Genomic DNA, 25,464 nt, shown 5'->3' with positions numbered 1-25,464 from the left:
GGCAACGTGGCGTCGTTCGGCATGGTCTCAACCTTTCAATGTCGAAATCGCGTTCACCAGCCCGACGGTCGATGCGTCGCGACCCTCCGCCGATGCTTCCCCACGGACGACGGGCAGAAGGCCCGTCGCCAGTTCCTTGCCCAGCTCGACGCCCCATTGGTCGAAGGCGTTGATCCCGAATAGCTGCGCCTCCACGAAGACCCGATGCTCGTAGAGCGCGATGATGCGGCCCAGCGTGAACGGGTCGAGCGTCCGATACAGGATGGTGAGGGAAGGGCGGTTACCGGAAAATTCGCGGTGCGGGGCGATGCGCTCCGCTTCGTCGGCGGACCGGCCCGCAGCCAGCAATTGCTGGCGCGCCTCTTCCAGGGTGCGGCCCTTCATCAAGGCTTCGCTCTGCGCAAGGCAGTTGGCGATCAGCAGATCCTGGTGATCCTGCAACTCGGGCTCGTGCGAGATCGCACCCAGCAGGAACTCCACCGGGACGACGTCGGTGCCCTGGTGCAGAAGCTGGAAAAAGGCGTGCTGGCCGTTGGTGCCGGGCTCGCCCCATACGACGGGTCCGGTCGGCGTCTTCACGCGCTCGCCGTCGAGCCCGACATGCTTGCCGTTGGACTCCATGTCCAGTTGCTGCATGTAGGCCGGCAGGCGCGCCAGCCGCTGATCGTAGGGGATTACGGCGCGCGAAGGGCAATCTTGCGCAACGCGATGCCACCAGCCGACGAGGCCGAGCAGGATGGGCAGGTTGCCATCCATCGGCGCCGACTTGAAATGCTGGTCCATCGCGCGGGCGCCCGCCAGGAACTCGCGGAACCGGTCGGGACCGATCGCAATCATGATCGGCAGGCCGATGGCCGACCAGAGCGAATAGCGACCGCCGACCCAATCCCAGAAGCCGAAGGCGCGCGCCTCGTCGATACCGAATGCGGCAACCTTGTCGAGCGCCGTCGAGACCGCGCAAAAATGGGCGCCGACCGCACCCTCGCCGAGCGCGTCGGCGATGAAGCGCCTTGCCGTCGCGGCGTTGGTCATCGTCTCGATGGTGGTGAAGGTTTTCGATGCGATGATGAACAGCGTCGTCGCCGGGTCCAGCCCGCGCACGATATCGGCGATATGGGCGCCATCGACATTCGATACGAAATGCAGGCGGGGCCCGTCATGGTAGGGCGCAAGAGCCAGCGTCGCCATGACCGGCCCGAGGTCCGAGCCGCCGATGCCGATATTGACGACATCGGTGAAGCGGCCGCCGCGCGCCGGCGCGATCTCGCCGCTGCGGATGCCGTCCGAAAAGCGCGTCATGGCGGCGAGGACGTCTTCGACATCGTCGCCGACATACACGCCGGCTGCCTCGTAATTGTCTTCCGGCCGGCCGCGCAGGGCGACATGAAGCACCGAGCGCCCTTCCGTGGCGTTGATGCGGGCGCCGGCAAACATGGCGTCGCGCCGCTCTTCCAGCCCGCACTCGCGCGCAAAGGCAAACAGCGCCTCGCGGTCGTCGGCGCTCAGCGCTGTCTTGGAATAATCGAGGGTCAGGTCGTCCAGTGCGGCACTGAATGCGTCGAAGCGCTGCGGCGCGCCTTCGAAGAGCGCCTTGATGCCGCGTTGGCGTGCTGCCTCGCCGCGCTCCGCCAGAGTGCGGACCGCTGCGCCATATCCATGAGTATCAGCCACGTTAACTGCCTGCCCTGCTGTTGTGTTGCGCCGCACAATAGAGGTGCTGCGGCGCGTTGTCCCGGTCACTATCTAACGCCTTTCCGCATTCGGAAAGGGGCAGATCGCGGGGAGGGCAGAAATAAGCTGCGCAATGGCGCCGCTGGAGGCGTCAGTGCCGGGTGGCGTCCAGCCTGTCCAGCGCCTTGTCGAGAGAGGCGTGACGCCGCCGGACGACATCGCTGGTGCCGGCCCGCGCGACACGCGCATCCAGGCGGAAGCGCCAGTCTTCCAGAAGGGCCTGCTTTTCGCCGTGCGACAGGTTTCTGTCATCGACCACTTCGGCCGGGTCGGAAAAGTGGCTGCCGACGCGATAATCGATTTCGGACGGTTCGCGTGCTTCGCTCATGGTTCACACTCCATGGTCATAGGTGAATTTGACATGACAGGATTGGATACGCCCCATCGGCCTGAAATGAGGCATGGCGACCAATCGTTCCATCTATGACCAAATTTTAATGTGCGCCGCACGGCGAGGGCGCTGCCGCCCTCAGTATTCCTTCTCGTAGAATACGCCGACTTCGCCGCCGCCTCCGGCCGTGACGGCCGCGCGCGCCTTGATGTCGCGCCCGAGCTCCAGATCGATGGAGACCCGCCCGGTGGTGTCGACGCCGATATAGGTGTTCTCGTTCAGATACTGGCCGACACCCACCGCCGCCTGTCCGTCGGCCGTGGTGCGGATGTCGATGTCGTCGACACCGAGCTGCGAGCGAAGACTGTCCAGAAGCCCAGTAGAGCCGCCGACGCCGGCCAGCGATGCGGCCGCCGAAGCGAGCTGCGCGATCTGCAGGGGCGACAGGTCGCTGGTGGCCTGTCCGAAGATCAGCCGGGCCAGCACCTCGTCCTGCGGCAGCGCCGGGCTGGAGCTGAAGGTGAAGGCCGGGTTTTCGGCCGGGCCGGTAACCGCGACGTAGACGGTGGCCTCGCCCGTGTCCGACTGTGCCAGGAAATCCAGCGTCGGGACGAGATTGCCGGTGAAGGACAGGGAGGCGCGTTCGAAATCCAGCCGCCGGCTGAGGATCTGCAACCGGCCGCGCTGCAGGTCGAAGCCGCCGACGATGCCGACATTGGACGCCGGCCCGGTGATGCGGATGGTGCCGCCCAGCTCAAGGTCCAGGCCACGGCCGCGCACGAAGACGCGGTTTGGTGCATTCAACGTCAGATCCAGGGTGATGCCGCCGCCGCTGGCGCCGCTGGCGCCGGAGTCCGGATTGATCTCGCGCTGCTGGCGGTACACGGCCGCCGGCGCATTGACGTGCCGCACGTCCAGATCGGCAAGCGAACTGGGCAGCTTGTCGGGTACGACGATGGCGATTTCCTGCGCGTTCACCGTGCCGCCAAGGACAGCGGCGCCGGTGATCGGGCCCGTCAGCGTCAGGTCTGCGTTGAGCCGGGTGGAAAACAGTTCGCCGTCGGCATAGCGACCATCGCGGATGGTGACGCTGATGTCGGCGGGGAAGCCGGCGCCGAGGCCGACGCCACCTGCGACGTTGATCGAGCCGCCACTGCCGAGATTGGCCGAGAAGGCGTTGATCGTCGCGCGGTCGCCGGACAGGGCGATCGTCGTGTTGATGTTCTCGACCGCGAGGTTGATTCCGGTATCGACGAAGCGGGCGCCGCTGGTGGACACGGTTCCCGTGACATTGGGGTTGGCCGCCGTGCCGGACACGCGCGCATTGACGCTGACATCGCCCTGGATGGAGCGGCCGCCCTCGGCCAGGATACGGTTGGCCAGCGACAGCGGCGCGTTGCCGTTCAGCGCCAGGTCGAAGGCCGGCGTGCCCGCCAGGTTGACCGACCCATCGGCGTTGAAGGCGATGCCCGATCCCGAGAGGCTGCCATCCAGGGTCACCCGGTTCTGTGCATAGGTGCCGCGAGCGGCGACATCCAGCGGACCGACACCCGCCTCTCGCGTCTGTGCCAGGGAAAGGCCGCCGACGCGCATGTCGTAGGTGACATCCGGATTGGCGATGGTGCCGCGCGCCTGGATGTTGCCGCCGATCGTGCCCTGCGGCGCCACATCCGGCGCGGCCGCCGCCGCGATGGAGGCCGGAACGTCGGACAAGGTCACGTCGAGGTTGAGCCGCCGTCCGGCGCTGCCGGTGGCTACGATGCTGCCGCCGCCGGACAGGTCGATGCGCGCGGTGCGCAGGGCGACCGTTTCGTCGCGGAAATCGCCTGCCGCGGCAAGGCTTGCCGAAGGCGCACCTGCGGCGCGCGAGGCCGCAACCGAGATGTTGGTGCCATTGATATCGAAGGTGGCGGCCGGCGCCGACAGCGAGCCCGTGGCGCGCGCCGTTCCGGACAGCGTCCCCTGCGCCCCGAGGGTGGGGGAGGCCGCATTGGCCAGCGCCAGCGGAAGCTGCTGCATGGCCAGTTGCAGATCCAGTGTGTCGCCGACCGTTCCGGAGACGTTCAAGGTGCCGCCACCGGCGCGGATGTCGCCGCGCTCGAGCGTCAGCGTGTCGTCGCGGTAGGCTCCGGCGATGTCGAGCGCCACCGTATCCACGCCCGATTGGCGCAGGGGCGCGGCCGCAAGATTGCCGCCCGCAAGCTGGAACGTGGCCTGCGGACGCGCCAGGGTGCCGGTGGCCCGCGCCGTGCCCGACACGTCGCCCGTGGCATTCAGCCCCGGCACGAAGGCATTGGCCAGCGCAACGGGCAGTCTTTCGATGTCGAGATCCAGGTCGAGATCCCGCCCGACGCTGCCGGTGGCGCGGACGGAGCCGGACCCGATGTTGGCGACGGCCTGTGACAGCCGGACGGTGTAGTTGGCCAGCCGGCCCGAAAGGTCGATCGTCATGGACCCTGTGCCGGCGGCAGCCACCCGTTCGGCCGAGATGTCGCGCCCGTCGAGGTCGAAGACGATAATGGGGTTGTCGAGTTCGCCCGTTGCCTCGGCCCGGCCGCTGAGCGTGCCGGATGCGCCGAGATTGGCCACGAAGCCATTGGCGATGGATACCGGAATGTCGGTGAGGGTCAGGACGGCATCTAGTGTCTGGCCGACATCGCCCGTCACGTTCACCGTGCCCCCGCCGAGATTCAGACGCGCCGTATCAAGGCTTGCGATGCCGCCGCGGTAACGCCCGGTCAGGGCGCCGTCCACGGCCGGCAGGTCGGCCTGCCGTGTCTGGGCGCTTTGCAGCCCGGCCAGCGCCACATCGAAATCGGCCCGGATGTTGTCGGCCGGCCCGGCAGTGGAGACATCGCCCGACAGTGTGCCCGCGGCATCGAGACCGGCGACGAACGGGTTGGCGACGGCAAGGGGGAAGGCATTGAGCGACAGGTCGAGCTGCACCTCGTCCGAGATCGCGCCGGTCAGCTCTAGTCCGCCCTGGCCGACGGCCAGAAGGATGCGGCCGAGGTTGACGCCATTCTGCCCGATGGTGACGCGGGTCGGTTCGCGCAGCGCCACGGCGGCGCCGTCGATGTCGGCGGTCAGGCGGCGCAGATCGATCGCGGTCTCGCCCTGTATCGAGGAAACGCTGCCGTTCAATGCGGTGGCGACGTTGTTGATGGTGGTGCTGCCATCGATCACCGTCGCATCGTTGAGGCGCGACAGGTCGATATCGAGGGCTGCGACCGTCAAGGAGGGCAGGGCAAGCGAGGCGGCCTCGACCGTTCCTTCGGCCTGCGGCCTGTTGATGTAATCGAACAGGGTGACGTCCACCGTGGCGTTGGCCAGCTCGGTTTCGCCGAAGGAGATCGAGCCGGACCGGATGTCGACGACGGCCTGCGGCGCGCCATCCGGAACGGTCAGGGCAACCGTGCCCTCGACGTCGCCGCTGGCCTCGAGGCCGACAAGGCCCGCCAGCGTCGACAGGTCGGGCGCCGCAATGTCGAGATTGCCGGTCGGCACGTTGTCGGCGCCCAGCGCCACCGCCCCGGTCACGCGGTTGTCGCCCTGCACGATGGCAAGGTTGCGCAGGTTCCGGACGTCCCCTGCGGTATCGAAGTCGGCGGTTACTTCCAGCGGCTGATCGTTGAACCGCCCGTTGACCGCGACCGTGCCGTTGGGTGCCTCCGGTGCGAAGGTGCCGTTTATGCGCGCGGTGACTTCCTGCAGCGTGCGCCCCGCAATATCGAGGTTCGCGCCGTTCACCGTCAGGTCGACCTGCGGTGCACCGAGCGTGCCGGCGGCATCAAGGGTGAAGTCGGCGGTGCCGGTCAGGCCGGCGTCCGGTATCTGTGCCTGGTCGAGCGTGCCCGACGCATTGGCCGAAATGGTTTCGCCGGACAGGCTGCCGGATGCCTCGACCGACAGTCCCGTGCCTTCGATGGACAGATCGCGTCCCTCATAGCCCTCGGCCGTGCGCGCAACCGAACCGCTGAGGGCGATGCGCTCGCCGGCATATTGCGTCAGTTGCTGCGCCAAAGCGGCGCTCTCCACGTCGGAGCGCAGGGCGAAGTCGAAGGTGGAAAAATCGCGCGCCGCCCTTCCGGTAACGGCAGCGCTGGCCGCGCCCGTGGTCAGGCTGTTGGAGTCTATGACGATCTCGCCCTCGGTGAGCTGTCCTTCGACAGCCAGGGCGATGGGACCGGTCAGGACGTTTGCCGCGATGCCCTCGGGCGCGCTGGCGCTGGCGGCGTCCAGCGCAAGCTGGAACGGGCCCGAAATCGCATTCAGGTTGAAGCCCGGGCTCGTCGCGCGCAGGGTGACGTCGCGTGCAAGGTAATCCTCGTAGCCGGCGGTGCGCGCGGCCGCTTCAACGGTCAGTGCGGCCGATTCCAAAGCGCCGGACAGGGTGGCGTCCAGCGAGGACACTTCCAGGAAACTGCGGGCGCCGAGCTGGCCGAAGGACAGCGGCACGGGGTTGCCTTCCTCCGTCGCCAGCATGACGCGCAGATCGTTGGTGGAGCCGTTCGGGTCGTAGGTGCCGGACGCATCGAGCTGCAATGCACCCGATACGAGCTGGCCACGGTTGATGGTGACGATGCCGCCTTCGTTGCGCAGCAGGATATCCGCGGCGACCGTGGCCGTTTCGCCGACCATATCGGCGTATTGCGCCGGCACGAAGGGGCCGGTGATGGTGGAGATATTGGCGGTCAGGCGGCGGCCGTCGGCGCCATCCTGCACGGCGGCCTCGATGGTGATGGCGCGCTCGGACGCGATGTCGAGCGCGCCATTGGCCGTGAAATCGCTGAGCGGACCGTTGCCCGTGACGTTGACGGTGACAGGCGGCGCGCCGGGCAGCTTCAGGAGGCCGGCGATGATGCCGCCCTCCGGCTCGTTCGCGTCGACATTGAGGACAAGGCGGTTCTGGTCGGGGGCAAAGCCCAATGTGGCCTTGACGGTGCCCGGCCGGTCCAGCCGCTCCACCGCAAAGCGCACGTCCAGCGCGGCGGGATCGCGCGTCAGCGTCAGCCCGCCATTGGCCGACAGCTCCGCCGCGACGCCGGCCACGGCCTCGCCCAGCGTAAAGCGCCCGATGGAGATTTCGCCGACATTGGCCGTGATGTTGGGCAGAGAGAAGCCGCCACCGCCGGTGTCGTCCTCGGCGCTTGCGGCCTTGCCCTGGGGCAGCCGCGTAAAGTCGATGGAGCCGGCCGTCAGCCGCTGGATTTCCACCGTGCGACGGATCAAGGCCGTCGGCGACCAGTCGAGCGCCAGATCGCGCGCCGTCAGATAGACGCCGTCCGGGTCCGATACGGTCAGGCTTTCGATGCGGATATTGCCGGACAGCGCGCCCGACAGACCCTCGATCTCTACCTGCGCGTTCTCGGTCGAGATCAGGTTTTCGATCTGATTGGCAATGAACCCTTGCGCATGGGCCGCCGGGGCCGGCAGCAGGAAGGCGCCGCCAAGGGCGGCGAGGGCGGCGATGCGGGTGCGGACGGTGCGGAGCTGCAGCATCAGAACGACTGCCCTATGCCTGCGTAAATCTGGAAATCGCCGTCGCGCGGACCGGGATCGAGCGGAATGCCGACATCGACGCGGATCGGGCCAAAGCTTGTGAGGTAGCGGGCGCCGACGCCAGCGCCGATCTTGAACTCGCCGAAATCGGGGAAAAGATCGTCGGAAACCGTTCCGCCGTCCACAAAGGGTACGATCTGTATGGTTTCCGTGATGCCGATACGCAGCTCCAGCGAGGCCTCGAACAGCGACAGACCGCCGGTCGGCGTATCGACGAAATTGGGGTTGGTGCCGGGCAGGGCGAAGCTCGGGAAGTATGGCCCGATCGACTGGTAGACATAGCCGCGGACCGAGCCGCCGCCGCCGGCATAGAACCGCCGGTCGTTCGGCACGTCCTCGAGGTCGGCGCCGAGGATGGTGCCGTATGCCACCCGCCCGGCCGCCACGAACCTGCCGCCCTCGTCGAAGGACAGGTAGGCCGAGGCATCGCCACGGGCCTTGAAGAAGGGCACGGAGTTCAACGCATCGTAGGAGGGTTCCGCCGTCGCCTTCAGCAGGTAGCCGCCGGTGGGGTTCAACTCGTTGTCGCGCGCGTCGTAGGTATAGCTGAGCGGCACCGACCCGATCAGGAAGTCTTCCTTGCCGAGATAGTCCTCGATCTCCTCATATTCGATGAGGATGCCGGCCGTGACGGATTGTTGCTTGTCGATGCGATATTCGACGCCGCTGTAGCCCGCCACCGACGCGCGGTCATAGGCAAGCGGCTGCTCGCGCAGCGCGGTCAGCGAGCCGATATAGACCGAATCCGGGCCGAGCACGCCCGGCTTGCGGAAGACGGCGGACCCGCGATAGTCGAACCCGTCGGTCTCGCGGCCGGTATCGGAAATCTCGTTTGCGCCGATGCGCGTCACCGCGCCTTCGATGCGCAGGCTCTCGGCCCCGCCGAACAGGTTGCGGTGCTGCCAGTAGGCGTTCACGCCGGCGCCGTCGGTATTGGAGAAGGTGGCGCCCGCACCGAACAGGCGGAAGGGGCGTTCCGCCACCTCGATCATCACGGGCAGCGTCCCATCGGCCACCTGGCCGTTGTCGGGCCGCACATTGACGCTGGAAAAGACGTTCAGTTTGGACAGGCGCTCGCGCGCGTCGGCCAGCTCCTGGCGCGAGTAGACCGTGCCGGGGCGAATGCCGGCCATGTAGGCGACGAAACCGGGGCGTACGGCCTCCGTTCCCTTGACGCTCGTTACGCCGAAGGGCACGCGCTGCCCGGGAGAGAGCGACAGTTCGTAGTCCAGTTCGCCGCGCGCCGAATCGGCGATGACGTCGCGGTGGGTGACGGCCGCGAAGGGGCGTCCCGTATCCTCGATATCGCGGTAGATGCGGTTCTGCGTCGAAAGGATCCGTGTCGAATCCGCCGCAGAGCCACGGGTCAGCTCGTACTCCGCCGGGTCCACCACGGGAGGGCCGTCCGTGGTGATCGCCACGCGGCCGACCTTGTAAAGCTGCCCCGGTTCCACGGTGATGGTTACGGGCACCGTGCCTGCCGTATTGAAGGCCGTGTCCGGCGGCAGGGTGGCGATATCCTGCCCCTCGATGCGGATGGTGACGATGCCGTCATAGCGGGAATTTTCGTACAAGGCGGCAACCAGCCGCTTGCGGTCGTTGCGCGCCTTGGCCAGCAGGCCGAGCGAGCCGGACACCGGCTCGTCTTCGTCGGAGATCAGCGTGGAGGCGGCTTCCAACGCATCTTCAAGCCCGTCGACAGGCTGTGTCAGCGTTAGTGTGACAGAGTAGTTGACCGGATCGAGGATCGGATCGGAATCATCCTCGCCTTCGAAGAACTTGAATCCGAACAGCTCGAAGGCGTGCGCCGATGGCGTTCCGGCCAGAAGGGCGGAACACATGGTCGAAGCCATCAAGGTCAGGACGATGCCCGTTCTACGCAAAGGCACGTTCGCAATCACTTTCCGCCGTTTGGAATGCTGGAGACATTCCCCCTTCATACGTCACGCTCCCCCGAGCGCATCCGGTAAAATGCCGGGCATGCGGTAAATGACAACCTACGATGCGCACCCCCGGGGGCATTCCATGAAGCTTTTGTGGGACTTGCGCCACACTGCGCGCATCTGTCCACCAGCGGCGAAAGCCGTGCCCACAGGGCCTCCGCGCCCCATTTACCAAGCATTAACCGCAATGGCGGGTGTTGCGCGACAATGAGTCACTGGATAGAACAAAGAGCGAACGGTATATGCTCTGTCCATGGCCCGAACGACACTTCTCGACAAACTCGCAATTTTGAGCGACGCCGCGAAATACGATGCTTCCTGCGCGTCGAGCGGGACGGTCAAACGCAATTCGCTGAAAAGCGGAGGCATCGGCTCTACCGAGGGGTCCGGCATCTGCCACGCCTATGCGCCGGATGGACGATGCATTTCGTTGCTGAAGATCCTGCTGACGAATTTCTGCATCTACGATTGCGTCTACTGCGTAAACCGCCATTCGTCGAATGTGGCCCGGGCGCGGTTTTCCGTGGAAGAGGTCGTCGATCTGACGCTCAACTTCTATCGTCGCAATTACATCGAAGGCCTGTTCCTGTCGTCCGGCATCATCCGCAATTCCGATTATACGATGGAAGAGATGGTGCGCGTGGCGAAGTCCCTGCGGCTCGACCATAATTTCGCAGGCTATATCCACCTGAAAGCCATTCCGGAAGCGTCACCGCAACTGATGGAAGAGGCGGGGCTTTATGCCGATCGCCTGTCCGTCAACATCGAGTTGCCGACCGATATCGCCCTGTCGCAGTTCGCTCCTGAAAAGAACCCGCGCGATATCCGCCGGTCCATGGGCCATCTGCGATTGAAGATCGAAGAGGGTGAGCCGGAAAAGAAAGCGAAGGCGAAGCCGCGGCGCTTTGCACCGGCGGGGCAGTCGACGCAGATGATCGTCGGCGCCGACGGGGCGGACGACGACGCCATATTGGCGCGGTCGGAAAATCTCTACGGCTCGTTCCGGTTGAAGCGCGTGTATTACTCGGCGTTTTCGCCCATTCCGGATGCGTCCAGCCGGCTGCCGCTGGCCCGCCCGCCTTTGATGCGCGAGCATAGGCTATACCAGGCAGACTGGCTGTTGCGCTTCTATGGCTTCGAACGGTCGGAAATCGTCGCCGGCGGAACGGATGGCATGCTGGATCTTGCCATCGACCCGAAGCTGGCCTGGGCACTGAAGAACAGGGAGCGTTTCCCCGTCGACGTCAACCGGGCCGACCGGGAGATGCTGTTGCGGGTTCCAGGCTTTGGCACGAAGTCCGTCAATCGCATCCTGTCCACGCGCCGCCATCGTACCCTGCGGCTGGACGATATCGGCCGGCTTTGCCAATCCGTTTCGAAGGTGCGCCCCTTCATATCCGCGCTCGACTGGACACCCGGCGGACTGACGGACAGCGCGCATCTACGCGATGCGCTGGTGCCGCCGGCGCAGCAATTGAGCCTGTTCTGAGATGTTCGCCGCCACCCTGTCCCATCCGGCCGATTTCGATGGCTGGCGCGAAGCGGCCCGGATTGCGCTGTCGCATGAGCTGACGCCGGAGGCGATGAGCTTCGTGGTGGAGGGCGAGGGCGCCCTGTTCGGCGAGCCGCTGCCGCAGAAGCCGGGTGGCGCGCCGCCGCCCAAGGTGCCGCGCGGTTTCATCGACCTTGCCCGAAACGCCGCCTGCAACCGCGATCCGCAACGGTTTCTGCTGCTGTATAGCCTGCTCTGGCGGTTGCAGACGGATCGCCGCCTGCTGGAGGTTGCGTCCGACCCGGAAGTGCGGCGTGCGCAGGACATGCAGAAATCGGTTCTGCGGGACAGCCACAAGATGAAGGCCTTCGTGCGCTTCCGCGAGGTGCCGGGCGACAATGGCGCGGCGCATTACATAGCCTGGTTCGAGCCGTTCCATCACACGGTGGAACTGACCGCGCCGTTTTTTACGCGGCGCTTTACCGGCATGGAGTGGACGCTTCTGACGCCGCTTCGCTCTGCCCACTGGAATGGAACTGAACTGCAGTTCGGCCCGCCGGCGCTGGCCAGCGACAAGCCGGACGAGGATGCCGTCGAGGCATTGTGGCTGACCTATTATGTCTCGATCTTCAATCCGGCCCGGTTGAAGGTGAAGGCGATGCAATCGGAGATGCCGCGCAAGTACTGGCATAATCTGCCCGAGGCACAGTTGATACGCCCGCTGGTGCAGGGCGCGGAAGAGGCGGCGCGCCGCATGCTGGAAACCGCACCCACGATGCCGGGTCTGCGCCATGAGCGCCATGCGGAGAAGGCAGCCATGACGAAAGCCGCGCAGCCTGTGGAAGAAGCCTTCGCAGGCTTCAACCGGCGTCCGGAGGATATCGAGGAAGCACGCGAGCAGGCATCGCGGTGCCGCGCCTGCCCGCTGTGGGAGCCTGCGACGCAGACCGTGTTCGGCAGCGGGCCGGCCGACGCGCCCGTCCTTTTCGTCGGCGAGCAACCCGGCGACCAGGAGGATCTTGCCGGCGAGCCCTTCGTCGGCCCGGCCGGCAAGGTGTTCGACAGGGCGCTGGCGGAAGCGGGGCTGGACCGGTCGCAGGTCTACGTCACCAATGCGGTCAAGCATTTCAAGTTTACGCCGCGCGGCAAGCGGCGCATCCACCAGAAGCCAAATGCGGGCGAAGTGAAGATGTGCCGGTGGTGGCTGGATATCGAGCGCGAGCTGATCCGTCCGAAACTGATCGTGGCGCTGGGCGCGACGGCGGCAACGGCGGTGCTGGGGAAGGCTGTGACCATCCGCGATACGCGCTCGCGGCTGATCGACCTGGATGCCGATACGCGGCTTCTGGTGACGGTGCACCCCGCCTACATCCTGCGGCTGCCCGACCGGGCTGCCCAGGAAGCCGAGCAACGGGCCTTCCACGCCGATATGGCGCTGGTGCGCGACACGGTACCCTCCATCGCCGCCTGACCGTCGATCCGCGTTGCGCCAAAGGCACGCGGATGGCCTTCGGCTACAGGATCATGGCCCTGATGCCGTAGGCGACGATGCTGAGGGCCACGATGCTGGCCGTCCACAGCCCGATGAACCAGAGGATCTGCGACAGGCGGCGGTTCATTGTCGGTCAGTGCCCATGCTGATGATAGCCTTCGCCTTCCCGCACCTTGCCCCTGAAGGTCCAGTAGGAATATGCGGTATAGGCCAGGATCATCGGCACCAGCACCGCCGCGCCGACCAGCACGAAGGCCAGGCTTTCGTCCGGGGCGGCGGCCTGCCAGATCGTCAGTTCGGGCGGCAGCATGTTGGGATAGAAGCTGATGCCGATGCCGATATAGGACAGGACGAAGAGGCCGAGCGCCGACAGGAATGGGCGGTAGGCGGAGATCGGGTCGCGCAGGCTTTTGAACAGGTTTAGCGCGCAGACCAGCAGCAGGACGGGGATTGGCGCGACGAACAGGAGCTGCGGAAAACTGAACCAGCGCGAATAGAAAGCCTGCTGCAGAAACGGCATCCAAAGGCTGACCGCGCCGATCAGCGCCAGGGTGCCGATGCCCGTCAACTCGGCATAGCGGGCTGCAAGGCGGTTCAGCGGGCCTTCCGTCTTCATGACCAGCCATGTCGAGCCGAGAAGCGCATAGCCGACCACGACGGCCACGCCCGTCATGATGGAAAAGGGTGTCAGCCAGTCGTACCAGCCGCCGGCATAGGCGCGGTTTTCGATTTCGATGCCTTGCACGATGGTGCCCAGCGCAACGCCCTGCGAGAAGGCGGCGATGAGGGAGCCCAGAAAGAAGGCCATGTCCCAGACGCCGCGCCACCGCACCGTCTTGAAGCGAAACTCGAAGGAGACCCCACGGAAGATCAGCGCCAGCAGCATGACGATGATCGGCGCATAGAGCGCCGGCATGACGATGGCGTAGGCCAGCGGGAAGACCGCGAACAGGCCGCCGCCGCCCATGACCAGCCACGTCTCGTTGCCATCCCAGAAGGGCGCGACGGTGTTGATCGCCGTATCGCGGTTCTCATGCCGTTTCAGAAACGGGAACAGGATGCCGATGCCGAGGTCGAACCCGTCGAGCACGACATAGGCCAGCACGGCGAAGGCGATGATGAAGGCCCAGATGAGGGGAAGGTCCATGGCTCTGTCTCCTCAACGCGATGGCGCGGTCGTGCCGCCGCTTTCCTGCATCTGCTGGCCGGGCGTGATGCCGGCCGTGCGGATCGGCTCCCTGGGGTCGGGCCCCTCTTCGAAGACGGACGGTGCCTTGGCCATCGACCGCAGGATGTAGAACGTGCCCGTGCCGAACACGATGAAGTAGACGACGATGAAGGCGATGAGGCTGGCGCCGACGGCTGCGGCGGCGATGGGCGAATGGCTTTCCGCCGTCCGCAGCAGCCCGTAGACCGTATAGGGCTGGCGGCCGACCTCCGTCGTGATCCAGCCGGCCAATACGGCGACGAAGCCCATCGGCCCCATCACGACGCTTGCCCGCTGCAGCCATGTATCGGTGGTGATGGAGCCCCTGAAGCGCCTGTAGAGCGCCCACAGCCCAAGGCCCAGTATGGCGAAGCCGATGGCCACCATGATGCGGAACGAGAAGAAGACGATGGGCACATAGGGCCAGTCTTCCCTCGGGAAGGCGTCGAGGCCTTGCACTTCGCCGTCAAGCGAATGCGTCAGGATGACCGAGCCGAGATTGGGAATCTCCACCGCATAGCGCGTCTCGCCGGCTTCCATGTCGGGAAGTCCAAAGAGGGTGAGGGGCATGCCGCCGTCCCGGTTGGTGGTGAAATGGCCCTCCATCGCGGCAACCTTGGCGGGCTGATGCTCCAGCGTGTTCAAGCCGTGCTGATCCCCGGCGAAGATCTGGATCGGCGCAACGATGGTCGCCATCCAGAGCGCCATGGAAAACATGGTGCGCGCCGCTGCGTTGCCCCTGTCGCGCAGAAGGTGGAAGGCGCCGACGGCGCCGACGACCAGCGCCGTGGTCAGATAGGCGGCCAGCACCATATGGGCGAGGCGGTAGGGGAAGGATGGGTTGAAGACGATGGCCCACCAGTCCACCGGTACGAACTGGCCGTTTTCGGCGATGGCGAATCCGGCCGGCGTCTGCATCCAGGAATTGACCGACAGGATCCAGAAGGCCGATCCGAGCGTGCCGATGGCCACCATCAGCGTGGCAAAGAAGTGCAGGCCCTTGCCGACGCGGTTGAGGCCGAACAGCATCACCCCCAGGAAGCCGGCCTCCAGAAAGAATGCGGACAGCACTTCGTAGGCCATCATCGGCCCCAGGATGGGCCCGGTCCTGTCGGAGAAGACGGACCAGTTGGTGCCGAACTGGTACGACAGGACGATGCCGGAGACGACGCCCATGGCGAAGGAGACGGCGAAGATCTTCAGCCAGTACTGGAAGATCGTCAGGTACACCTGCTTGCCCGTGCCCAGCCAAAGCCCGTTCAGCACCGCCAGGTAGGATGCCAGCCCGATGGTGAAGGAGGGGAAGATGATGTGGAACGCAACGGTGAAGGCAAACTGGAACCGCGCCAGCAAAACAGGGTCGAACGTATCGAACATGCCGTATCCCCCAACCGACATCCGGTGCGCGCCGGCATCGCTTTTCTAAAATCCATCTAGACGCGATGGATGATCGAGAAAGACGATAGGGCGAAAAATCCAAACCGGAGATTGGACAGATTGTCTGTGGATCAAGCGTGCCACGGGGTTCAAAGCCGTGGGCCCGGTGGTTAAGAAGGCTCTCTGTCCTCGAAAAAGGTGCACGCGTTTCCGCCATGGCCGGATGTCCTCAACCATGAAGGTTGCCGTCGATCTCGGCTCTACCGCCACGGGTGACCCGGCGGAGATGGACCTGGAAGAGCTCCTGTCCACGCGATTGCTGGTGCAGGGCAATTCGGGGTCGGGCAAGTCGCATCTGTTCCGCCGCATCCTGGAGCAGAGCGCAAACGTGGTGCAGCAGGCGATCATCGACCCGGAAGGCGACTTCGTCTCATTCTCGGAGCGGTTCGGCCACATCGTCGTGGATGCCAACCGCACGCCCAGCGAACTGGCCCGCATCGCGAATCGCATTCGCCAGCATCGGGCATCCGTTGTGCTGAACCTCGAAGGGCTGGATGCCGAGGTGCAGATGAGCTGTGCCAGCGCCTTCCTGAACGGGCTTTTCGACGCCGACCGCCACTATTGGTATCCGATGCTCATCGCGGTCGACGAAGCGCAGATCTTTGCGCCGGCCGTCGCCGGCGAGGTGGGCGACGAGGCCCGCCGCGTTTCCCTGGGCGCGATGACCAATCTCATGTGCCGTGGCCGCAAGCGCGGCCTGGCCGGCATGATCGCCACGCAACGGCTGGCCAAGCTGGCCAAGAACGTCGCCGCCGAGGCATCCAATTTTCTGATGGGGCGCACCTTCCTCGATATCGACATGGCGCGCGCGGCCGACCTTCTGGGCATGGACAGGCGGCAGGCGGAACGCTTCCGCGACCTGGAGCCCGGCCAGTTCGTCGCGCTGGGGCCGGCTCTGTCGCGACGCCCCATCCCGGTGCGCATCGGGCCCGTGGAGACGGCGGGCCGGTCGGGCCGCCCGACTTTGATGGCCCTTCCCGAAACCCCGCGCGAGGCGATGGCCGACCTGATCTTCACCGCCGGCGCCGACGAACCGGACGACCTTCCGGAGCCGATCCCGCGCGAACCGCAGGTGGCGACGCGCGAGCTGCTGGAGCGGGTCAGCACCGCACGCCCGACCATTTCCGCGCCGCTGCCGGAAGAGGAGCCGACGCCCGAAGAGCTGGCCGACAGGCAGGAAACGCTGGACGCCATCTTCGCGGCCCTGCTGGACGATCCGGACGCGGCCTTCCGGCCGGCGGCGGTTCTGTATCAGGATTTCCTGATGCATTGCCGCCTCAAGCGCATCGGCGGCGCGGACACCGACATGTCCAGCTTCCGCAGGCGGCTGGCTCTGGCGCGCGCCGGCGTCAACGAAGAGACCGAGGACGACGAGTGGCGGCAGGTCATCGACCGTTCAGAGCAGCTCCCCGAAGACATGCAGGGCGTCTACATGATGCTGGCGCGCGCCGCGCGCGAGAACGAGCCGTGCCCCAGCGACGAAGCGCTTGCCCGCGCCTATGGCAGCCATTCGCCCTCGCGCGGGCGCTTTCTGCTGACCTACATGGCCGACCGCTCCTTCATCCGCTGCGAAACGGACTTCCGCGGCCAGCGCGTGGTGACGATCGCCGGCAGCGGCTGGCGTACGTCGGCGGGCGTTGCAAAGCCGGGTGCGCCGGCCGCGCCACGCCGCGCTCGCCGCGCCTGACGCCTTTTTTCAGGCATGGCCCTTTAAAGCGGTTCCAGGGGGAGCAACTATCCGGCCATCATGCACCGTTGATGGCCTCCATGCGTTTCGCTCTTGTCTGCCCACCCTATGCCAGCCACATCGCCGCCTTCGAGGCGATCGGCGAGGCATTGCTGGCGCGCGGCCACGATGTGGCGATCATGGCGCATGGCGGGGTGGAGCCGGATCTGACGCTGGAAGGCGCCAGCCTCCTGGCGCTGCCCGGCCACCGCGCCGACCTTGAAACCCTGTGGAACGATGCGGGTGGCCGGAACGGCGCGGTCCGGCTGTGGAAGATATTGCAAAGCGGTGCGCGCGCGACTGCGGATATCGCCCGCCATGCGCCCGCATTGCTGCGCCGCGAGGGCATCGAGGCGCTGCTGGTCGACGAGATGGAGCCGGGTGGTGGCCTCGTGGCCCGCAGCCTGGGCCTGCCGTTCCTGTCCGTTGCCTGCTCCCTGCCTGTCGAAGGCGATCCGGCCCTGCCGCCGCCCTATATCGGCTGGCCATACGACCCCTCCCGACAGGGCTTGAAGCGCAATCGCGGCGGCAGGCGCGTCGCCGACTTCGTCCTTGCGCCGCAACGGCTGGCGATCAGGCGGGCCGCCGCGCAGTTGGGGGTCCAGGGCGCCGAGCGGCTCGAAGATTGCCTGTCGCCGCTGGCAACCCTGTCGCAGACCAGCGCCGAGTTCGATTTCCCACGTGCGGACGATACGCGCGTCCGGCCGCTGGGCCCGTTCCGCCGTGTCCGGCCGGTGTCGCTTTTCGCGCCCAGGGAACGGCGCCCCCTGGTCTATGCGTCCTTCGGTACGATGCAGGGGCATAGGCTGGATCTGTTCAGGCCCGTTGCCGCAGCCTGTAAAACGCTGGGATTGCGCCTTGTGGTGGCGCATTGCGGCGGGCTCGACGCGGCACAGGCCGCCAGCATCGACGCCGAGATCGTGACCGATTACGTCGATCAGCGCGCAATGCTGCGGCAGGCGACGATCTGCGTAACCCATGGCGGGCTGAACACGGCGCTCGATGCCGTCGAGGCCGGCGTGCCGATGCTGGTTCTGCCCATGGCCTTCGACCAGCCCGGTGTCGCCGCCCGTGTCGTGCATCACGGCATCGGCCTTGCTTTGCCGCCGCGCAAGGTCAACCGCCAGCGCGTCGAGGCTGCCCTGTTGCAGCTCATGGCAGATCCCGGATTTGCGCGCAGTGCGGCGCGTGTCGGTCGCGGCATAGAGACATCCGGCGGCGCAGCGGAGGCTGCCCGCCTTGCGGAAGTGCTGTGCGGTGGTCAACCCTTGCGGATGGACCGCGCCGGGTGAGGGCGGTCCGATGCATCATCGTGGGGGGTGGACTGGCCGGTGGCCTTGCCGCCTACCGCCTGGCTACCCTGCGGCCCGAGATCGAGGTGTTGCTGCTCGAAAGCGGGCAGGCTGCGGGCGGCAATCATACATGGTCGTTTCATGCGGGCGACCTGTCCCCTGCACAGCATCGCTGGCTCAGCCCGTTCGTGGACCATCGCTGGCCGCGTTACGAGGTCAGGTTTCCCCGCCGGGCCCGCGTGATCGAGACGGGCTATGCGTCCATTTCCTCGCTGCGCTTCAGCGCGGTGCTGCGTGAGGCGCTGGGCGACCGGCTGGTCTGCGGCGTGCCCGTCCGCGCCCTGCGCGCCGATGGGGTGGACCTTGCGGACGGGCGCTCCATCGCCGCGAGCGCGGTGGTGGACGCACGCGGATATCGGCCGGACGCGGCGCTGGATGTCCGCTTCCAGAAATTCGTCGGGCTGGAACTGTCCATCGGTGCGCCGGGGCCGAAGATGCCGATCGTGATGGACGCGACGGTGCCGCAGAAAGACGGCTACCGCTTCGTCTACACGCTGCCCTTCGCAGAAGACCGCATCCTGGTGGAGGATACCTATTATTCGGATGGGCCCGAAACGCCGGAACAGGCACTGGCGGACGGCATCCGCGCCTATGCACAGTCCAAAGGCTGGAGCCCGGCCGAGATCTTGCGGCGCGAGGCCGGCGTGCTGCCGATCGCGCTGGGCGGTGACCTGAAGGCCTATCTTGCACAAGCGGGCGGCGTCGTGCCGCTGGGCCTGCGGGCCGGGCTGTTCCATCCGACGACGGGATACAGCCTGCCCGACGCGGTCCGGACGGCAGACCTTATCGCGACGCAGCCGGACATCGCGACGGCGCCGCTGGCCGCTGCGGTCACGCGACATTCATTGGCCGAATGGCGGGCGCGTCGGATATTCCGGCTGCTCAATCGCCTGTTGTTCCTGGGGGCAGGAGATAGCGAGCGCCGCGACATACTGGAGCATTTTCACCGTTTGCCGGATACGACGATCGCGCGGTTCTACGCGGCGCGGCTGTCTTCCGCGGACATCATACGCATTTTCGCCGGCAAGCCGCCGATGCCGGTGCGACGTGCCTTGTCCATCCTGATGGATGGGCGGGCGGCAAGGGAGGCCTCATGAATTCGCACCAGGCGCGACGCGCCATCGTGATCGGCTCCGGCTTCGGCGGCCTCGCGGCGGCCATCCGGCTCCAGGCAGGCGGGATCGAAACGACCGTTGTGGAGCGCCGCGACGCGCCGGGCGGCCGGGCCTATGTCTACCGCGACAGCGGCTTTACCTTCGATGGCGGGCCGACCGTCATAACCGACCCGACCGCCCTGGAAGAGGTGTTCGAGGCGGCCGGAGCGAAACTATCGGACTACGTCACCATGCTGCCGGTGTCGCCGTTCTACCGGCTGATGTGGGAAGATGGCTCGGTCTTCGACTACGCCAACGACCAATGCCAGATCGACCGCCAGATACAGGCGATGAACCCTGCCGATGTCGCCGGATACCGGCGCTTCCTGGACTATTCGCGCGCCGTCTTTGCCGAAGGGTATCAGAAGCTCGGCGCAGTGCCGTTCCTGCATTTCCGCGACATGGTGCGCGCCGGGCCGCAACTGGCCCGCCTGCAGGCGTGGCGGAGCGTCTATGCCAAGGTTGCGAGCTTTATCGAGGACGAGCGCCTGCGCCAGGCATTTTCCTTCCATTCGCTGCTCGTCGGCGGCAACCCCTTCGCCACCTCGTCGATCTATGCGCTGATCCATGCGCTGGAGCGGGAATGGGGCGTCTGGTTTCCCAAGGGCGGCACCGGCGCGCTGATCGACGGCATGGTGCGCCTGTTCACCGATATCGGCGGCCGTCTGGAGCTGAACGCCGATGTCGCCGAGATCACCATGGCAGACGGACGTGCAACCGGCGTCAGGCTGGCCGACGGGCACACGCTGCCGGCCGACATCGTGGTTTCCAATGCCGATGTCGTGCATACTTACGGCGGGCTCCTCGGCGGTACGGACAGGGGGCGCCGTGCCGGCCGGAAGCTGGCGGCGCGGCGCCACTCCATGTCGCTGTTCGTCATCTATTTCGGGCTGGACAAGCTGCACGACCAGCTTGCGCATCACACGGTGCTGTTCGGGCCGCGCTATCGGGCGCTAATCCAGGAGATATTCAAGGGGCCGGAGGTGGCGGACGATTTCTCGCTATACCTGCACAGCCCGTGCATCACCGATCCTTCTTTGGCGCCGCCGGGCATGGGCAGCTACTACGTGCTGTCCCCCGTGCCGCATCTCGGCAATGCCGATATCGACTGGCAGGTGGCCGGGCCCGCCTACCGCGACCGCATCCTCGATTATCTCGAGGCACGGCACATGCCGGGCCTTCGGCAGCAGCTCGTCACCTGCCGGATGTTCACCCCGGACGATTTCCGCGACACGCTCAACGCCCATCTGGGAAGCGCCTTCTCGCTGGAGCCGATCCTGACGCAGTCGGCCTTCTTCCGGGTTCACAACCGGGACAGCGAGATACAGAACCTCTACTTCGTGGGAGCCGGCACCCACCCCGGAGCCGGCGTTCCGGGCGTCGTCGCATCGGCCAAGGCAACGGCCGGCCTCGTTCTGGAGGACGCCGCGCGATGAGCCCCGAGGAGATCGAAGCCCATGCGCAGGCAGCGATCGACAAGGGTTCGGCCAGCTTTGCCGCCGCCGCGCGCATGTTCGACAGGCAGACCCGGTTGAGCGTCGTCTTGTTGTATGCCTGGTGTCGGCACTGCGATGATGTCATCGACGGGCAAAGCCTCGGCAGCCGGACATTGCAGACCGACGGCGAGGGGCTCGAGCGGCTGGCCGGGCTGATGCGCGAGACTGCGGCGGCACTGGACGGCGCGCCCGATGGGCCGGCCTTTGCCGGGCTGGCGCTGGTTGCGAGTCGGCACGAGCTTGCCCGGGAAGACCTCTACGAGCATCTGGAGGGCTTCGGGATGGACGTGCGGGGAGAGCGCTACGAGACGCTCGCCCAGCTTCTCGTCTATTGCCACCGCGTGGCCGGCGTCGTCGGCCTGATGATGGCGCGTATCATGGGTATCACCGATACGCCGACACTGGCGCGGGCGGCGGATCTGGGGCTGGCGTTCCAGTTGACCAACATTGCGCGCGACATCGTCGACGATGCGAAGGCCGGACGGGTCTATGTGCCGCTGGACTGGATCGTGGAGGAAGGGCTATCGCCCGACGATCTCGGCGATCCCGCCCATGCCGAAGCGGTGGCCCGGTTGCGCCGGCGCCTGGTGCTTGCGGCAGAGCCCTACTACGCGTCGGCGCGCGCCGGCATAGACAGGCTGCCGCGCCGCTCGGCCCTGGCCATCGCCGCGGCGCATGGCATCTACCGCCGCATCGGGCTGAAACTCGTGGCAGACGCTGCGATGCCCTACAACCACCGCGTTTCCACCACGCGGGGGGAAAAGCTGGTCGAGTTTGGCCGGGCCGCTACGATCGCGGCCTCGCCCCGCCTGCGGCGCGGCGAGCCGCCTGTTCCGCCTTCACCGTTCCGGCAGCGCGCAGCTCTTCGCTGAGCTTGTCGACGGGCGGGGCGTAGAGGAAGCCGAAGGAAACGCAGCCTTCGCGCCCTTCCACGGCATGGTGCATGCGGTGCGCCTGCACAAGGCGCTTCACATAGCCCTTGTGCGGAATATGCCGGAACGGCCAGCGCTGATGGACGAGCCCGTCATGCACGACGAAATAGAAGAAGCCATAGAGCGTCATGCCGGCGGCGACAGCCCCGGCGATGGGGTAGCCGGCATTGCCGAGGATGAACAGCCCGATGGCGAGGATCGAAAACACGACGGCATAAAGGTCGTTCTTCTCGAAGAGGCCCTCATGCGGCTCGTGATGGCTTTTGTGCCAGCCCCAGCCAAAGCCGTGCATGATGTATTTGTGTGCCGCCCAGGCAACCAGCTCCATCGTCGCAAAGACCAGGAGGGCAATGACGACGAGACCCGTCCAGCTTGTCATGACAGGGACACTCCTTCCGTGCGGCGCGCCCGGACGATCAGGGCAGCCTGGCCCTGGAATACGCCGTCGAGTGCGCTCGACATGCGGCAATCCCGGCCGAAGACGCTTTCCAGCGTGGCGTGCGCCGCATCGAGGTGCTGGTTCAGGCGAACCTGCGCTCCCGCTGCCCCCTCCTGCCGCAGGAGCGTGGCCTTGGCGCCGTCCTTGCCGATATCCTTGCCGATGACGAGGGGGTCTCCCGAGGTATCGAGCAGGTCGTCGTAAAGCTGGAAAGCATGGCCGAGATGCTCGGCAAAATCGGCAAGCGCGCGCTTGCGCATCGTGTCGGCCCGGGCGATGGCCGCCCCCATGGCCACGGAGGCGCCGATAAGCGCGCCCGTCTTCAAGGCGTTCACGGCTTCCGGGTCGGCGCCCTTGGCGCCGGCCGCGCTGCGCAGATCGCGGAACTGGCCGGCGACGAGACCGCGGGTGCCCACGGCCCCGGACAGGATCTTCGTCAATTCGTTGCGGGTTACGGCATCCGTGCCGCGCAAGGTGGAAACTGTGGAAAAGGCACCCGACAGCAGCGCGATCGCGGCCAGTATGGCGGCATCCTCGCCGTAGGCGCGATGCGTCGTCGGTTGGCCGCGCCGCATCTGCGCATCGTCCATGCAGGGGAGATCGTCGAGAATCAGCGATGCCGTGTGCACCATCTCGGCGGCGCATCCCGCGTCGATCGCCGGCGCCAGCGGCCCGCCGAGATCTTCGCAGACCAGCGCTGTCAGCAAGGGGCGCAGGCGCTTGCCGCCAGCCGTCAGCGACGACGATATGGCCTCGCTCAGGCCCGCGTCATGACCGGCAACCTGTACTGCAAGCTCGGAAAGCCGATTGTTCACCCTGTGGCGAAGCTCTTCGAGGTGGTCGGCATGCGAAGGCGTTGGCAAGGCTTCTAAGCTCCCGGACCATGGGGCGGTTGCGCCCGCATCCCAGCAGTCTATCTAGTGCGTAAGGCAGAATTGTAAGCACCTTCCGGCAGGATCGGAAGTGGCGGCGCGAAGGGCAAGGAAACGATGGCGTGATGGATATGCACCGGGGCGACATCGGTGACCGCAAGAACGATCATATAGACCTTGTCCTGTCGGGGGCGGGCACGGTGGCGGAGCGCGCCGGCGGCTTGTCGTCCATCAGGTTCGAGCATGTGGCCCTGCCGGAGATCGACATGGAATCGATCGATCTCACAACGCGTTTCCTGGGCCGGGATCTGGCGGCCCCGCTGCTGATCAGCTCCATGACGGGAGGGCCCGAGCGGGCCGGGCTCATCAATGATCGGTTGGCCGAGGCGGCTCAACATCTGAAAATCGCCCTGGCGGTCGGCTCGCAGCGCATTGCCCTGGAGGGCCGCGCCAGCGACGGCCTGACGGCGGACCTCAGGCGCCGTGCCCCGGATATTCCGCTGCTTGCCAATATCGGCGCGGTGCAGTTGGTTGCGGGCCTTGGCGCGGACGGTGCGCGCCGCGCCGTCGACATGCTGGAAGCCGACGCGCTGATTCTGCATCTCAACCCGTTGCAGGAGGCGATCCAGCCGGGCGGCAACCATGATTTTCGCGGCATCCTCGCGGCCATAGAGGCTTTGACGCCGGTTCTGGGCGTGCCTGTCATCGCCAAGGAAGTGGGCGCGGGATTGTCCGCCCCCGTGGCGCGGCGGCTGGTGGATGTGGGTGTTGCCGCAATCGATGTCGCGGGCACGGGCGGCACGTCCTTTGCCGCCATCGAGGCGCAGCGCCAGGCCGATCCGACGATGCGGGCGGCAGCGGCGGCCTTTGCAGACTGGGGTGTGCCGACGGCCCAGGCCATCGCCGACGTGCGGGCGGCCTGCCCCGGAACGACGCTGATCGGCTCGGGCGGGGTGCGCACGGGTGTCGACGTTGCCCGCGTCCTGCGCCTTGGCGCAGACATGGCCGGGCAGGCGGCTGCCGGCCTCGGCCCGGCCGACCATTCGACCGACGCGGTGATTTCACATTTCTCGGCCATCATCTGGCAGTTGCGGGTGGCCTGCTTCTGCACGGGGTCGGTGGATATCGCCGCTCTTGCGCAGGCGCGGCTGCTGCCGCCACTGTAAAATGCCTTCCATCCGGGGCCTTTCGGCTCTACGAGACTTCCAGTCACGAATCTGAATTGCGCAAGGACGCGACATGGCGAGAACGCTGACCACCTATCTGGAAACCGGCAGCAGGGATGTCGCGGCGCTGGTCCGGCAACTGGCCGACGCGTCTCTCGAGCTTGCAGGGCTGATCGCCAACGGCGCGGTCGGCGGCGAGGCGGTGAGCGACGTGCACAATGGCGGCGGCGACGTGCAGAAGGCACTGGACGTTGCGGCCGACCGCCTGTTCGTGGCTGCGGCCCGGCGGGCCCCGGTGGCCTTCTACGGTTCGGAAGAGCAGGACGACGCCCAGCCCATGGCCGCAGACGGTACGCTGGCGCTGGCCATCGATCCGCTGGACGGATCGTCCAACATCGAGACCAACGTGTCCATCGGCACGATCTTCTCCGTCCTGCCCGTCACCGATGCGCACCGGGCCGACCCGGCCACCGTGTTCCGGCAGAGGGGCCGCGACCAGCTCGCGGCAGGCTTCTTCATCTACGGGCCGCAATTGATGCTCGTCATATCGCTCGGCCAGGGAACGCAGGTCTTCCTGCATGCGCCCGGCGCCGCCGATTTCGTCGAGGTCAATTCCGGGATGGCGATTCCGGAAAAGGCGAAGGAATTCTCCATCAACGCGTCCAACCAGCGTCATTGGGATGCCCCGATCCGGCACTATATCGATGACTGCCTGGCCGGAGCCGACGGCCCCCGGACGCGCAATTTCAACATGCGCTGGGTGGCGTCGGCCGTGGCGGATGCCTATCGCATCTTCCTGCGCGGGGGCATCTACCTCTATCCTGGCGACACGCGCGAGGGTTATGCGGACGGGCGCATCCGGCTCGTCTACGAGGCCAACCCGATCGCCTTCCTGGCGGAGCAGGCGGGTGGCGCCGGCACCGACGGCATCCGGCCCCTGCTGGACATCGTGCCCGAGAAACTGCACCAGCGTGTGCCGATCGTCTTCGGATCGCGCGACGAGGTGATGACCGTGGCGCGCTACCTCAGCGACCCGGAATCCAGCGGCCGGGTCTCGCCGGTCTTCGGAGATCGCGGCGCGATCAATCTTTGAGAGTTTGCGGCCTGGTGGTCGCCGGCAATACGGAAAGGA

The 25,464-nt window shown here is 66.4% G+C and carries 18 protein-coding genes; 9 read left to right on the top strand and 9 right to left on the bottom strand.

Annotated elements, in window-relative coordinates; translation table 11 throughout:
- Nucleotides 1-27 precede the first annotated feature (27 nt).
- The 4 genes from pgi to AUL31_RS07515 form a co-directional block, all read right to left on the bottom strand.
- Complete coding sequence (pgi, locus tag AUL31_RS07530; protein ID WP_082646831.1) at nt 28-1,671, bottom strand: glucose-6-phosphate isomerase; 1,644 nt, start codon at nt 1,669-1,671, stop codon at nt 28-30.
- 151 nt (nt 1,672-1,822) lie between these two features.
- Nucleotides 1,823-2,059: a hypothetical protein gene (locus tag AUL31_RS07525; RefSeq protein ID WP_060603764.1), complete on the bottom strand. Its 237-nt coding sequence runs from the start codon at nt 2,057-2,059 to the stop codon at nt 1,823-1,825.
- A gap of 141 nt (nt 2,060-2,200) precedes the next feature.
- Complete coding sequence (locus tag AUL31_RS07520; RefSeq protein WP_060603761.1) at nt 2,201-7,564, bottom strand: translocation/assembly module TamB domain-containing protein; 5,364 nt, start codon at nt 7,562-7,564, stop codon at nt 2,201-2,203.
- A complete protein-coding gene (locus AUL31_RS07515; RefSeq protein WP_244489344.1) occupies nt 7,564-9,513 on the bottom strand; it encodes an autotransporter assembly complex protein TamA in 1,950 nt (649 codons plus the stop codon). The genes AUL31_RS07520 and AUL31_RS07515 overlap by 1 nt, the downstream gene beginning before the upstream one ends.
- Before the next feature lie 307 nt (nt 9,514-9,820).
- On the opposite strand from AUL31_RS07515, the gene AUL31_RS07510 reads away from it, so the two are divergent.
- Nucleotides 9,821-11,056: a putative DNA modification/repair radical SAM protein gene (locus AUL31_RS07510; protein WP_060603757.1), complete on the top strand. Its 1,236-nt coding sequence runs from the start codon at nt 9,821-9,823 to the stop codon at nt 11,054-11,056.
- Nucleotide 11,057: 1 nt separating this feature from the next.
- The gene (locus AUL31_RS07505) at nt 11,058-12,530 is read left to right on the top strand and encodes a UdgX family uracil-DNA binding protein (protein WP_060603750.1); all 1,473 of its coding nucleotides are present in this window, start codon (nt 11,058-11,060) and stop codon (nt 12,528-12,530) included.
- Between the two features lie 43 nt (nt 12,531-12,573).
- On the opposite strand, the gene AUL31_RS19955 is transcribed toward AUL31_RS07505, so the two are convergent.
- From AUL31_RS19955 to AUL31_RS07495, 3 genes are read right to left on the bottom strand one after another with little or no spacing between them, the layout of a single operon-like run.
- Nucleotides 12,574-12,678 carry a DUF2474 family protein gene (locus AUL31_RS19955; protein ID WP_073469180.1) on the bottom strand — a complete coding sequence of 35 codons (105 nt, stop codon included), beginning with the start codon at nt 12,676-12,678 and terminating at the stop codon, nt 12,574-12,576.
- A gap of 6 nt (nt 12,679-12,684) precedes the next feature.
- Complete coding sequence (gene cydB, locus AUL31_RS07500) at nt 12,685-13,698, bottom strand: cytochrome d ubiquinol oxidase subunit II (RefSeq protein ID WP_060603747.1); 1,014 nt, start codon at nt 13,696-13,698, stop codon at nt 12,685-12,687.
- Nucleotides 13,699-13,710: 12 nt separating this feature from the next.
- Complete coding sequence (locus AUL31_RS07495; protein WP_060603743.1) at nt 13,711-15,135, bottom strand: cytochrome ubiquinol oxidase subunit I; 1,425 nt, start codon at nt 15,133-15,135, stop codon at nt 13,711-13,713.
- Nucleotides 15,136-15,370: 235 nt separating this feature from the next.
- Here AUL31_RS07495 and AUL31_RS07490 point away from each other — a divergent pair, with 235 nt between their 5' ends.
- From AUL31_RS07490 to AUL31_RS07470, 5 genes are all read left to right on the top strand, one after another.
- A complete protein-coding gene (locus AUL31_RS07490; RefSeq protein ID WP_060603740.1) occupies nt 15,371-16,882 on the top strand; it encodes a helicase HerA domain-containing protein in 1,512 nt (503 codons plus the stop codon).
- 80 nt (nt 16,883-16,962) lie between these two features.
- Entirely contained in the window at nt 16,963-18,213 is a 1,251-nt protein-coding gene (locus AUL31_RS07485; protein WP_073469239.1) for a glycosyltransferase, read from the top strand.
- A complete protein-coding gene (crtY, locus tag AUL31_RS07480) occupies nt 18,210-19,370 on the top strand; it encodes a lycopene beta-cyclase CrtY (protein ID WP_060603736.1) in 1,161 nt (386 codons plus the stop codon). Before AUL31_RS07485 ends, crtY begins: the two co-directional genes overlap by 4 nt.
- Complete coding sequence (locus AUL31_RS07475; protein WP_060603733.1) at nt 19,367-20,863, top strand: phytoene desaturase; 1,497 nt, start codon at nt 19,367-19,369, stop codon at nt 20,861-20,863. The genes crtY and AUL31_RS07475 overlap by 4 nt, the downstream gene beginning before the upstream one ends.
- Entirely contained in the window at nt 20,860-21,795 is a 936-nt protein-coding gene (locus AUL31_RS07470; RefSeq protein WP_060603729.1) for a phytoene/squalene synthase family protein, read from the top strand. The genes AUL31_RS07475 and AUL31_RS07470 overlap by 4 nt, the downstream gene beginning before the upstream one ends.
- On the opposite strand, the gene AUL31_RS07465 is transcribed toward AUL31_RS07470, so the two are convergent.
- Nucleotides 21,710-22,234 carry a sterol desaturase family protein gene (locus tag AUL31_RS07465; protein WP_060603725.1) on the bottom strand — a complete coding sequence of 175 codons (525 nt, stop codon included), beginning with the start codon at nt 22,232-22,234 and terminating at the stop codon, nt 21,710-21,712. The two genes, AUL31_RS07470 and AUL31_RS07465, sit on opposite strands and share 86 nt — an antisense overlap.
- Entirely contained in the window at nt 22,231-23,157 is a 927-nt protein-coding gene (locus AUL31_RS07460; protein ID WP_073469182.1) for a polyprenyl synthetase family protein, read from the bottom strand. The genes AUL31_RS07465 and AUL31_RS07460 overlap by 4 nt, the downstream gene beginning before the upstream one ends.
- A 140-nt stretch (nt 23,158-23,297) precedes the next feature.
- Between AUL31_RS07460 and fni the strand changes: the two genes are divergently transcribed.
- The gene (gene fni / locus AUL31_RS07455; protein ID WP_060603960.1) at nt 23,298-24,332 is read left to right on the top strand and encodes a type 2 isopentenyl-diphosphate Delta-isomerase; all 1,035 of its coding nucleotides are present in this window, start codon (nt 23,298-23,300) and stop codon (nt 24,330-24,332) included.
- 73 nt (nt 24,333-24,405) lie between these two features.
- Complete coding sequence (locus tag AUL31_RS07450) at nt 24,406-25,425, top strand: class 1 fructose-bisphosphatase (RefSeq protein ID WP_060603720.1); 1,020 nt, start codon at nt 24,406-24,408, stop codon at nt 25,423-25,425.
- Nucleotides 25,426-25,464 lie beyond the last annotated feature (39 nt).

The sequence above is a fragment of the Aureimonas altamirensis genome, assembly GCF_001463885.1.
GTDB lineage: Bacteria > Pseudomonadota > Alphaproteobacteria > Rhizobiales > Rhizobiaceae > Aureimonas > Aureimonas altamirensis.
Note: the sequence above shows the minus strand (reverse complement) of the source record. Positions and strands in the feature narration are given on the sequence as shown.

What these genes read in the sequence shown, in the direction of transcription:
- AUL31_RS07470 (WP_060603729.1), top strand. Translation starts at nt 20,860, where the DNA reads ATGAGCCCCGAGGAGATCGAAGCCCATGCGCAGGCAGCGATCGACAAG.
- AUL31_RS07510 (WP_060603757.1), top strand. Translation starts at nt 9,821, where the DNA reads ATGGCCCGAACGACACTTCTCGACAAACTCGCAATTTTGAGCGACGCC.
- AUL31_RS19955 (WP_073469180.1), bottom strand. Translation starts at nt 12,678, where the DNA reads ATGAACCGCCGCCTGTCGCAGATCCTCTGGTTCATCGGGCTGTGGACG.
- AUL31_RS07520 (WP_060603761.1), bottom strand. Translation starts at nt 7,564, where the DNA reads ATGCTGCAGCTCCGCACCGTCCGCACCCGCATCGCCGCCCTCGCCGCC.
- AUL31_RS07495 (WP_060603743.1), bottom strand. Translation starts at nt 15,135, where the DNA reads ATGTTCGATACGTTCGACCCTGTTTTGCTGGCGCGGTTCCAGTTTGCC.
- cydB (WP_060603747.1), bottom strand. Translation starts at nt 13,698, where the DNA reads ATGGACCTTCCCCTCATCTGGGCCTTCATCATCGCCTTCGCCGTGCTG.
- AUL31_RS07475 (WP_060603733.1), top strand. Translation starts at nt 19,367, where the DNA reads ATGAATTCGCACCAGGCGCGACGCGCCATCGTGATCGGCTCCGGCTTC.
- AUL31_RS07485 (WP_073469239.1), top strand. Translation starts at nt 16,963, where the DNA reads ATGCGTTTCGCTCTTGTCTGCCCACCCTATGCCAGCCACATCGCCGCC.
- AUL31_RS07465 (WP_060603725.1), bottom strand. Translation starts at nt 22,234, where the DNA reads ATGACAAGCTGGACGGGTCTCGTCGTCATTGCCCTCCTGGTCTTTGCG.
- fni (WP_060603960.1), top strand. Translation starts at nt 23,298, where the DNA reads ATGCACCGGGGCGACATCGGTGACCGCAAGAACGATCATATAGACCTT.
- AUL31_RS07490 (WP_060603740.1), top strand. Translation starts at nt 15,371, where the DNA reads ATGAAGGTTGCCGTCGATCTCGGCTCTACCGCCACGGGTGACCCGGCG.
- AUL31_RS07450 (WP_060603720.1), top strand. Translation starts at nt 24,406, where the DNA reads ATGGCGAGAACGCTGACCACCTATCTGGAAACCGGCAGCAGGGATGTC.
- AUL31_RS07525 (WP_060603764.1), bottom strand. Translation starts at nt 2,059, where the DNA reads ATGAGCGAAGCACGCGAACCGTCCGAAATCGATTATCGCGTCGGCAGC.
- AUL31_RS07505 (WP_060603750.1), top strand. Translation starts at nt 11,058, where the DNA reads ATGTTCGCCGCCACCCTGTCCCATCCGGCCGATTTCGATGGCTGGCGC.